This is a genomic window from Catenulispora rubra, from assembly GCF_015356825.1.
GTDB classification, from domain to species: Bacteria; Actinomycetota; Actinomycetes; order Streptomycetales; family Catenulisporaceae; genus Catenulispora; species Catenulispora rubra.
On the sequence record NZ_JAACYW010000019.1, the window covers coordinates 63,338 to 74,341 of the forward strand.

The window sequence follows — 11,004 nt, forward strand, 5'->3', positions numbered from 1 at the left end:
TACATCACGCTTGACACAAGCTGCTGTGCTCGCGGTCTGTTTGGCCTCGACAGCGGTCTTCACCGCATCGTCCGCCCATGCAACAGCGCCGCAGCCGGCGCTCCCCGGCGCCGCTGTCCCCTTCACCGAGTACGCCGCGGCGAACGCGACGACGAACGGGACCGTCACCGCGGCTTCCCGGGCGTTCACCCAACTCGCCGCTGAAGCGACCGGCCGACGCGCGGTCCGGCTGGCGGCGAACCAGTACGTCGAGTTCGTCCTGGCCCGACCGGCGAACGCCGTCGACATCCGGTACTCGGTGCCCGACGGCTCCGCCGATTCAGCGCTGCGGCTCGCCGCCGACGGCAAAACCCTCGCGACCGCGGCACCGCTGACCACGACCGCCCGGTATTCGCACTTCTACGGGAACTACCCCTTCACCAAGAGCCCGGCCGACGGCGGCGAACACCACTACTTCGACGACACCCGTGCCTTGTTCGCCGAAAACCGTGTGCTCCCGGCCGGGACGCGAGTGCGCGTCACGGCCGCACAGCCCACGACCCTCGACGTCGCAGACTTCGAAGACGTCGCCGTGCCGCAGGCCGTAGCCCCCGCCGGGGCGTTGAGCGTCCTCGGCTTCGGCGCCGACCCCACCGGCGCGGCGGATTCCAGCCAGGCGATCCAGAACGCCATCGACGCCGGCAGCTCCCAGCAGAAGACAGTCTGGATCCCGCCGGGCACCTACACCGTCACCCGCCACCTGATCGTGGACAAGGTCACCGTGCGGGGCGCCGGCCCCTGGTACTCGGTCCTGCACGGCGCCGGGGTCGGCGTCTTCGGCGCCGCGGCACCGACGCCGAGCACCGCCGTCCACCTCTCCGGGTTCGCGATCTTCGGCGAGACCACGATCCGCGACGACTCGGTCTCCGACAGCGGCGTCGGCGGCTCGCTCGGCGGCGGCTCGACTGTCGACCACCTGTGGGTCCAGCACACGAAGGCCGGCATGTGGCTCGACGGCCCGGCCGACGGTCTGACGATCAGCGACTCGCGCATCCAGGACACCACCGCCGACGGCGTGAACCTGCACGACGGCGTCAGCCACGTCACCGTGCGGGACACCTTCGTCCGCAACACCGGGGACGACGGCATGGCGATGTGGTCGGACCAGAACGCCGACCACGACGACGCCTTCGTCCACGACACCGTCGTGCAGCCGCAGCTCGCCAACGGATTCGCGGTCTACGGCGGGCACGACAACGCGGTCCAGGACGACGTCGCGGCCGACACCGTGACCCAGGGCGGCGGCGTCCACGTCGGCAACCGCTTCGGATCCGTCCCCCTGGCCGGGACGACGACCATCGCCGCAAACCTGCTGCTGCGGACCGGCGACCTCGTCCCCAACGCCCCGACCGAGATCGCCGCGCTCTGGTTCGACGCCGCGGACTCGCCGATGACCGGCGCGATCTCCGTCCACGACGACACCATCGTCGACAGCTCCTACGCCGCGATCCAGTTCGTCGGGAAGAGCATCACCGGCGTCCGGGTCGACCGGGTGGCGATCGCCGGGGCCGGGACGTTCGCCGTCCAGCTCCAGGCGCCCGGCTCGGCGACGTTCTCGGACGTGGCGGCGTTCGGTCTGGGCGCGTCGGGAACCTATGACTGCGCCAGCGGATTCGCCATCACGAAGAGCGGCGTGAACCTCGGCTGGGACCGGACGGCCTGCGGTTTCCCGCCGAACGGCACGCTGTCCATCGACAAGGCCGACGGCGTCGACTTCGGCTTCCAGGCGCTGAACGCCGGCAGCTCACAGCCGGTCGTCATCACCAACCCGGGGCCGAAACCGATCACGGTGCAGCGGATCGCCGCCCCGGCCGGGTTCACCGCCGACGACCCCTGCGGCACCATCGCCGTCGGCGCCTCCTGCACCGTGCACGTCGGTTTCGACCCGGCGGCGTCGGGCAACTTCACCGGTCTGCTGACCATCGACAGCACCTCTCCGGCCGGTCCGTACGTCGTGGGGCTCAAGGGCGTCGGCTTCGACCCGAACGGCGACCTGGCCCTCGGCCGCACCGCGACCTCCAGCTCGCAGCAGTGCTCGTGGTGCGGTCCGGACAAGCTGACCGACGGTAACGCGAGCACCTACTTCGAGAGCCAGGACGGCACGTTCCCGCAGACGGTCACGGTCGACCTCGGCCAGAGCACGTCCGTCGACCGCGTCGTCCTCAAGCTGCCGCCGAACTGGGGCGCCCGTACCGAGACGCTGTCTGTCGCGGGCGACGGGGCGCCGCTGGTCGCGTCCGCCTCGTACACCTTCGACCCGGCCAGCGGGAACGCCGTCACGATCACGTTCCCGGCCACGGTCCTCCGGACGCTGACGCTGACCGTCACCGCGAACACCGGCTGGCCCGCCGCGCAGCTTTCCCAGTTCGAGGTCTACGCGCACTGATTCCCTCCCACCCCCCGCCAACCTCCCCGAGTAAGGAGTACGACCAATGCTCCGATCCAAACGCCGATCCGCCGTCGGCCTGCTGACAGCCGCGACCCTCGCGTGCACGACTGTCGCGGTCTGGACGATCGCCCAGAGCGCGTCGGCCGCCGGCACCACCTATGAAGCGGAGAACGCCACGCTGTCCGGCGGCGCCGTCGTCGCCAGCGACCACACCGGCTACACCGGCACGGGGTTCGTCGCGGGATACACGGATACCGACAAGGGCGCGGCGAACACGACCTTCTCGGTCACGGCGAGCAGCGCGGGGAACGAGTCCGTCGCGCTGCGGTATGCCAACGGGACCGGCGCACAGATGTCGCTCTCGCTCTACGTCAACGGCACCAAACTCAAGCAGATCCTGCTCCCGGCAACCGCCGACTGGAACACCTGGACCACGGAGACCGAAACCGTCTCACTGAACGCCGGCAGCGACTCGATCTCCTACAAGTTCGACAGCACTGACCTGGGAAACGTCAACCTCGACAACATCGTCGTGGCCCCTGTCTCCCCGCCGCCGGCCGGGCAGTACGAGGCCGAGAACGCGGCGTTGTCCGGCGGCGCCGTCGTCGCCAGCGACCACACCGGCTACACCGGGACCGGCTTCGTCGGGGGATACACGGACACTGATAAGGGCACGGCGAACACGACGTTCACCGTGAGCGAATCGGCCGCTGGTTCCACGACCACGGCCCTGCGGTACGCCAACGGGACCGGAGCGCAGATGTCGCTCTCGCTCTACGTCAACGGCACGAAGCTCAAGCAGATCCTGCTGCCGGCAACCGCCGACTGGAACACCTGGACCACCGAGACCGAGTCCATCTCGCTGAACGCCGGCAGCAACACGATCTCCTACAAGTTCGACAGCACCGACCTGGGCAACGTCAACTTGGACAACGTCGTGGTCGCACCGATCACGTCGCCGACGAGCAGCAGCTCGAGCTCGTCGCCTCCGCCGCCGCCTTCGGGCCAGCCGTACGAGGCGGAGACCGCCTTCTTCTCCGGCGGGCCGAGTGTCGCGACGTCCGTCGCCGGTTACAACGGATCCGGCTACCTGACCGGCTTCACGACGCAGGGCGCGCGCACCGTCATCGACGCGTTCCTTCCTTCTGCCGGAACGGATGCGGTCACCCTTCGGTACGCCAACACCACCGGCTCGGCTCAGACGATCTCCTTGTACATCAATGGTCTGAAACAGCAACAGCTCTCGCTCCCCGCGGGCGCCGGCTGGCTGACCACCGCGCTGAACCTCGCGCTCCGGTCCGGTGAGAACCTCATCGGCTTCCAGAACGACTCCGGCGACACCGGGAACGTCGGCATCGACGACGTCACCGTCGCCAACGGGACGGCTCCGGCGGCGGTCGGCGCGACCGTCCCCTACACCGAATACGTCGCCTCGGCGGCGCAGACCAACGGCACGGTTCTGGCGGCGAGCCGGAGCTACCCGAGCATCCAGGCGGAGTCGACCGGACGCCAGGCGGTCCAGCTCACCGCGACCGGGCAGTACGTCCAGATCACGTTGACGCACCCAGCGAACTCGATCGTCGTCCGCTACTCCATCCCCGACAACTCCGACGGTTCGACGGCCACCGCGCCGATCGCTTTGTACGCCAACGGCACCAAGGTCCAGGACCTCAGTCTGACCAGCCAGTTCAGCTGGCTGTACGGCGGCGGGTACACCGACACCCACAGTCCGTCCAACGGCCCGGCGCACCACTTCTACGACGAAACCAGGGCTCTGATCGGCAACTGGCCCGCCGGCACCGTCTTGAAGCTCCAGAAGGACGCCGCGGACACCGCGTCCTCCTACACCTTCGACGTCATCGACACCGAGCAGGTCGATCCGGCGTTCACGATGCCCTCGGGCTTCGCGTCCGTCACCGGCTACGGCGTCACGCCGAACAGCGGCACCGACGACACCGCCGCGATCAACAACGCGCTGTCCTCGCTCGCCGGGACCGGCAAGGGCCTGTGGTTCCCGGCCGGCACCTATGACATCTCCGGGCGGGTCACCATCAACGGCGTTCCGGTGCGCGGCGCCGGCCAGTGGTACACGACCATCCAGTCCACCGCGCTGAACGGCGGTGGCGGCCTGTTCACCTCCGGCGGCGTGAACCAGATCGCCGATCTGACGATCAGCGGCGACCAGACCGACCGCAACAGCGACAGCGGCGCGGCCGGCATCGAGGGGACGTTCCAACCCGGTTCGCTGATCTTCGACGTCTGGATGGAGCACCTGAAGGTCGGGCTATGGGCCGTCCCGGCCAACGGCCTGTACGCGACCGGGATGCGCGTCCGCGACGTCTTCGCCGACGGCGTCCACTTCCACGGCGGCAGCGCGGACTCTCGCGTCGACCAGTCCGTCGTCCGCAACACCGGCGACGACCAACTCGCGCTGGACACCGAGGGCGGCAACGTCACGAACTGCGTGCTGGCGGACAACACCGTGCAGAGCCCGATCCAGGCCAACGGCATCGGCGTCTACGGCGGCTCGGGCAACGTCGTGGCGGACAACCAGGTGTCGGACACCGTCGCCTTCGGCGCCGGGATCACGATCAGCACCCGCTTCGGCGCCGGCTTCAGCGGCCCGACGACCGTCACCGGCAACGTGCTGACCCGCGCCGGCTCCTTCAACAGCGGCTGGGGCAGCAGCCTCGGGGCGCTGTGGATCTACGCGAACCTCGACGACATCACCCAGCCGGTGACGGTCACCGGCAACACCATCAACTCCGCCACCTACGAAGGCGTCCTACTCAGCTACGCCAAGCAGATCAGCAACCTGACCCTCGACCACCTGACAATTAACGGCGCCGGCACATACGGCATCAACGTCAGCAACGTGACCGGCGGAATGACGGCGAACTACGTGACCGTCTCCGGCACCGGCTCCGGCGGTCTGAACAACCCGGGGAGCGGGTTCAGCATCACGCGCGGGGCGGGGGACACCGGCTGGTAGTTGCTGGGGCTGTTGGAACTGTTGGAAGTAACGGTCTCGGGCTTCCCGTTCGAACGGGAAGCCCGAGACCGGGATCACGGGGCGCTGCCGACGGGAGTGGATCTGAAGGTGGTCTCCGACCAGTTGGGGGGCACTCCTCGACCGTCGGCGATCACTCTTTTCCCGGGCCGAGCCGAACTGCATGCCCGAAGGGTGCACAGCTTCCGTCAGAGGTGCCCAGCCAATCGTCAGCAGGACACCGCCGAGTTTCGCAGAGTTCGAACATCGACTTAAGGCTGTCGCGCGTTCAATGACAGACCGTCTCAGCCGTCCGGTACACGTAAAGCGACTGCTGGGGGCCCATGAAGCCGAAGCGGCGGTATTCGGGAGTCGCGTAGAGAGTCCAGCCGGCCTGTTGCTGAGGGCTCGAAGCGACGACGTAGCACGGGTGATCGTGTCCGAATGCCGGGCTCTTCACATAGATGCCGGGTTCGGCGTTCGGGTCCACCGTCTTCTTCCCATCCGGCGAGTACCAGGCCGTCCAGTCGAGGCCGGCGTCGACGTGGTCGGCGGAGGCCTTCTGGCCGGCGACGATCGACTGCGCGGCGTGCCAGGTGGCCGCGTCGAAGGTCAGTGCGTTGACCGTGATCAAGCTGGTGACGCCTGCCACGAGTGCGCCGACGAGCACGGCGGGCGGGATCCGCGGCCGAGCGATCGGTTCGGCGCGGTCGAGCACGATCGCCAGTAGCGGCACGGTGAGTGGGAGCAGGTAGCGGTCGAAGAGGATCCAGTGCTCGGAGAGTTCGAGCATGATGGAGCCCGCGGTCACCAACGCGAACACGAGCACTTCTTTACTGAGCGTGCGGAGGCGAGAGAGCACCAGGCCGATGAGCAGCGCGCTGGCGAGGCAGCCGAGCGGCAGCAGCAGGTCCCATATCGGCCGGGGGAAGAGGTTCGGGCGTAGGCCGAGAAAGGCCGGGCTGTAGGCGCCGTTGGGCTGCAGGTAGTTCTGCGGGAGGACGACCGCGCCCCGGTCGACCTCGTAGGCGAACCAGAGCAGTGCGCCGAGCGAGACCCCCAGCACCGGCCGCGACCAGGCCCACGGCCGCGCGGTCAGCACTATCACGGGGCTCAGCGCGAGCGCGAGGTAGAGCCAGCCGCCGGCAGCCGTGAAGAGCACGTAGTGCCAGCCGGGAAACCGCGCGAGGGTCACCGCGGGTGGCTCGGCGTTGGGGACGGTACGCCGCCAATGTTCGAAGGCGAGTGCTCCGACCGCCATCGCCGTGCCGAAGCCGAGCAGCCACGCCAGCTTGGCGGGCCGCAGCAGCTCCCGCTTCCAGAGAGCCGCCGCGTACACGCCGACGACGGCCGCGATGGCCTGTTCGCGGATGGTGAAGCCCCAGAAGCCCGTCACCGAGGCGGCCAGGAAGAGCGGAACGGACGCCCGATCGAGCGCTCGCCGACCGATGGCGAGCGTCACCGTCACGGCCGCCAGCGCCGGAACGTCCGTCATGAACGACGTGGACAGCAGACCGAAGCCGGGCCAGCACACCAGCACGAGGACGCCGACCGCGGCACGCCGACGCCCGCCGACCGCGCACAGGATGTCGAAGACGGCCCAGAGTCCGACGACCGCGAGGACGCCGATATAGGCGTCCTGAACCAGGATCGAGCGGCCCGCCGTCCACAGCGGGACGAACTGACCGACCAACGCCATCGAGTTCCAGTTGAACAGGTGGACGCGGCCGGTCCGCGCGAAGATCTCGACAGCTCGACTGAAGCACCAGCTGTCGTTGTGCGGTATGGACAGGCTGCCGGTCCACGCCGAAACGACAAAGGGGAAGGCGCTACCGATCGCCGCCGCGACCCCGAGAAGGATCAGCGTCGAGCGCTCCCAGCCCCCGCGCAGCACAACCGCATCCGACTGCGTGTCCTCGTCCGAGACGGCGACGACAGCAGTGGTCCCCCGAAGTTGGAACACGCCTCACCCTCCCATGAGGCCCGAAATGGGCGCCACTGGAGGTGACTGGAGCCCTTGGGTGTTACGGAACGTGATCTAGTGCGCCCCACGCCGCCGATGGCTTGTTCACCCATGTGAACGTTCTTATTTCGGGCGCTGTTGACCTATGTGCTGGTGCTGGTGCTGGTGCTGGTGCTGGTGTCGGGTGGGTGTAGCGGGTGCGGTTGTTTTATGGGTTTTAAGGGCTTTTTACGGCTTCGCGCATGGTTTGATGGCCTCGCGGGGGGACGCAGTTCGGTGGTGCCACGCGGCTGGCGTTGGCGGCTGGCCAGTGGTCGCTGTGCACGACCGCGCACGGGTCCGAGTCACTGCGCACACGTGATGTGGGCGGGTGGCGGCCGCGTGTGGTGGGTGCCTAAGGTCAAGAGCAGGCGCCTGCGCGGCGAGCGGCCTCGGCTCGGAGGGATGGGGGGTCGCGCAGTCTGCCGCCGGACGCTGCTTGTGGTCGCCTTCGTCCCGGTTCCCTCATCGCTGTCGTCGCCGTAAACGGAATCAGCTCGGCCAGGCGGTATCAAGTCGGATCACTGCCGCTGTGGCCGGGCTGCGTGCGACTTGACACCGCCTGGCCGACCTGATTGGCAGGGCCCGCCGACAGCGACGAGGGAACCGGGACAACCCCAGCCTGTGGTGTGGACAGGGTCCACTCGGTGGCCACACGCGGCGGTAAGGCGTCGAGCGCGGGGTGCGGGGACCCATCCCACAGGCGGGGTTGTCCCGGGTTCCCCGTCGCGTCGGCGGGCGCAGCCAAGCTGACCGGACAGCCGGTGTCAGGCCGAGCGTTTCGCCAGGTCAGCAACAGTGATGCGGCTTGATACCGGCTGGCCGGTCTGCTTCCGTGAGGCGACGACGCGACGGGGAACCCGGGACGAACGCGACCACAAGCAGCGTCCGGCGGCAGACTACGCGACCCCCACTCCCCGGAGCGAGGCCGCTCGCCGCGCAGGCGCCGCCGGAGGCCCTGCCCTTGCACAGCGACACCGGCCAGCCGCCAACGCCAGCCGCGTGGCACCACCGAACTGCGTCCCCCGCGAGGCCATCCAACCATGCGCGAAGCCGTAAAAAGCTTCTAAAACCCACAAACCAACCGCACCCGCCACACCCACCCGACACCAGCACCAGCACCAGCACCAGCACTCACACATAAAGCAGAAGCGCCTCATTTGACGCATCGAGGTGAGTATCCGAGTGTCTCAAACCTCTGTCAAGACTCGCCGTGGTGAATCACGTTGAAATCCGGGAAGTCGCTTCCAGACTATTGACATAACCACCCAAGAGTAATCACGATGCAACACGGTGACTCACCGGCCGCCGGCCGACCGCCCACCTCCGGCACACGGCGCGAGCATCCAAGCACCCTGCGACACCACAGCACGCATCGATCACCGCCGGCTGGCAGAACCCTGATCCAGCCGGGCCGGCGGTCGATCCGCCGTGCCGCCCCGTCGGCCCACAACCGGCGGAGGCGGTCCGCGTGCGGTCCGCCTCCAGTCCGTCGCCTCAGGCCTTCGGCAGCGCATCGCCGTGGTCGACGATCGCCGGCGATCGTCGGCCGACCCGTCCCGAAAGGAAGCTCGATGAGCGCAACCCGCACCCCACGATTCCGACAACTGTGGTATCTCACCCTTGTCGCCCTGCTGGCCTCGATGTGCTTCGTCGCCGGCAGCCCCAGTCCCGCGCGGGCCGCGACGTCCACCACGATCTCCGCGAACGGTGCCGGCGGTGGACGGACCTTCGACGGTATCGGTGCCATCAGCGGCGGCGGCGGCAACTCGCGGCTGTTGCGGGACTATCCGGCGGCCCAGCAGGCGCAGATCCTGGACTACCTGTTCAAGCCCGGCTACGGCGCCGATCTGCAGATGTTGAAGCTGGAGATCGGCGGTGACGCCAACTCCACGGACGGCTCGGAGCCCTCGATCGAGCACACCCGCGGCGTGATCAACTGCAACGCCGGGTACGAGTTCTGGCTCGCCCAACAGGCCAAGGCCCGCAACCCCAACATCACCTTCTACGGCCTGGCCTGGGCCGCACCTGGCTGGATCAACGGGGGGTTCTGGTCCACCGACACCATCAACTACCTCATCAGCTGGCTCGGCTGCGCCAAAGCCGACGGCGTCCCGGTGTCCTACCTCGGCGGCTGGAACGAACGCGGCTTCGACGCGAACTGGTACGTCAACCTGCGCACCGCGCTGAACAACGCCGGCTACGGCAGCGTGAAGATCGTCGCCGACGACAGCGGCTGGGACGCCGCGGACGCCGCGGCCTCCAACCCGGCGTTCAACAACGCCGTGTCCATCTGGGGCGCGCACTACCCCTGCGCCGGCGGCGACGGCGGCAGCGCCGACACCTGCTCCAGCGATCCGGCCGCGCAGCAGAACGGCAAGCCGCTGTGGGCCAGCGAGAACGGATCGCAGGACATGAACACCGGCGCACCCGCGCTGATCCGCTCCATCACCCGCGGCTACATCGACGCCAAAATGACCAGCTACTTCAACTGGCCGCTGATCGCCGCGATCTACCCGAACCTCCCCTACGCCACAGTCGGTCTGATGACCGCCGGATCGCCGTGGTCCGGTGCCTACTCGGTCGGCGCCAACACCTGGGCCACCGCGCAGGTCACCCAGTTCGCGCAGCCCGGCTGGCAGTTCCTGGACGCCGGGTCCGGCTACCTCGGCGGCGCGGAGTCCAACGGCTCCTACGTCACCCTGAAATCGACGGACAACACCGACTACACCACGATCGTCGAGACCACCACGGCCAGCGCCGCCCAGACCGTCACGATCAACGTCAGCGGCGGCCTGTCCACCGGCCAGGTGCACGTCTGGTCGACCGACGTCAACAGCCCGAGCAGCGGCTCGGCCCTGGTCCACACCCAGGACATCACGCCGTCGAACGGCAGCTACTCGCTGACCGTCCAGTCGGGGTACGTGTACTCGATCACGACGACGACCGGCCAGGGCAAGGGCACCGCGACGGCTCCGGCGAACGCCGCCCTCGCCCTGCCGTACAGCGACGACTTCGAGTCCACCGCGACGAACACCGAGGCCCGCTACTTCTCGGACATGCAGGGCTCGTTCGAGGCCCGGCCGTGCACCGACGGGCGTTCCGGGCAGTGCCTGCAGCAGGTCACCCCGGTCACGCCGATCGAGTGGCAGGAGGACTCCGACGCCTTCTCCCTGCTCGGCGACCAGACCTGGTCCAACTACACCGTGCAGGCCGACGTCGACCTGCGACAGCCCGGCACCGCCGAGCTTCTGGGCCGGGCCGGCACCCAGTCGCGGCCGCAGGGGAACCAGGACCTGTACAAGTTCCGGGTGTCGGACTCCGGGGCCTGGTCGATCGTCAAGAACTACGCCAGCGGCGCGGCCACAACCCTGGCCAGCGGGACGACCACGGCCCTGGGCACCGGCCGGTGGCACACCGTGGCACTGGGCTTCCAGGGCACGCAGATCACCGCCGCGATCGACGGCGGCACCGTGAGCACCGTCAACGACGGCACGTTCCTGTCCGGGCAGGTCGGCATCGGCGTCGTCGGCTACCAGACCGACGAGTTCGACAACGTCACCGTCACCCCGGGCAGCGGCACGG

General features: G+C 68.6%; 4 protein-coding genes. 3 read left to right on the forward strand and 1 reads right to left on the reverse strand.

The features are described from left to right. The first annotated feature begins 25 nt into the window (after window positions 1-25). Both GWK61_RS08380 and GWK61_RS08385 read left to right on the forward strand, forming a co-directional pair. Window positions 26-2,425, forward strand: coding sequence for a glycosyl hydrolase family 28-related protein (locus GWK61_RS08380; protein WP_194906745.1), 2,400 nt, complete (start codon window positions 26-28; stop codon window positions 2,423-2,425). Between the two features lie 46 nt (window positions 2,426-2,471). Beyond that, complete coding sequence (locus tag GWK61_RS08385) at window positions 2,472-5,420, forward strand: CBM35 domain-containing protein (RefSeq protein WP_194906747.1); 2,949 nt, start codon at window positions 2,472-2,474, stop codon at window positions 5,418-5,420. A 286-nt stretch (window positions 5,421-5,706) separates the two neighbouring features. Here the strand turns inward: GWK61_RS08385 and GWK61_RS08390 are convergent, their stop codons facing one another. Then, the gene (locus GWK61_RS08390) at window positions 5,707-7,380 is read right to left on the reverse strand and encodes a glycosyltransferase family protein (protein WP_194906749.1); all 1,674 of its coding nucleotides are present in this window, start codon (window positions 7,378-7,380) and stop codon (window positions 5,707-5,709) included. 1,613 nt (window positions 7,381-8,993) lie between these two features. Here GWK61_RS08390 and GWK61_RS08395 point away from each other — a divergent pair. Beyond that, the coding region (locus GWK61_RS08395; protein WP_194906751.1) for a galactocerebrosidase at window positions 8,994-11,004 on the forward strand (2,011 nt) is incomplete at its 3' end.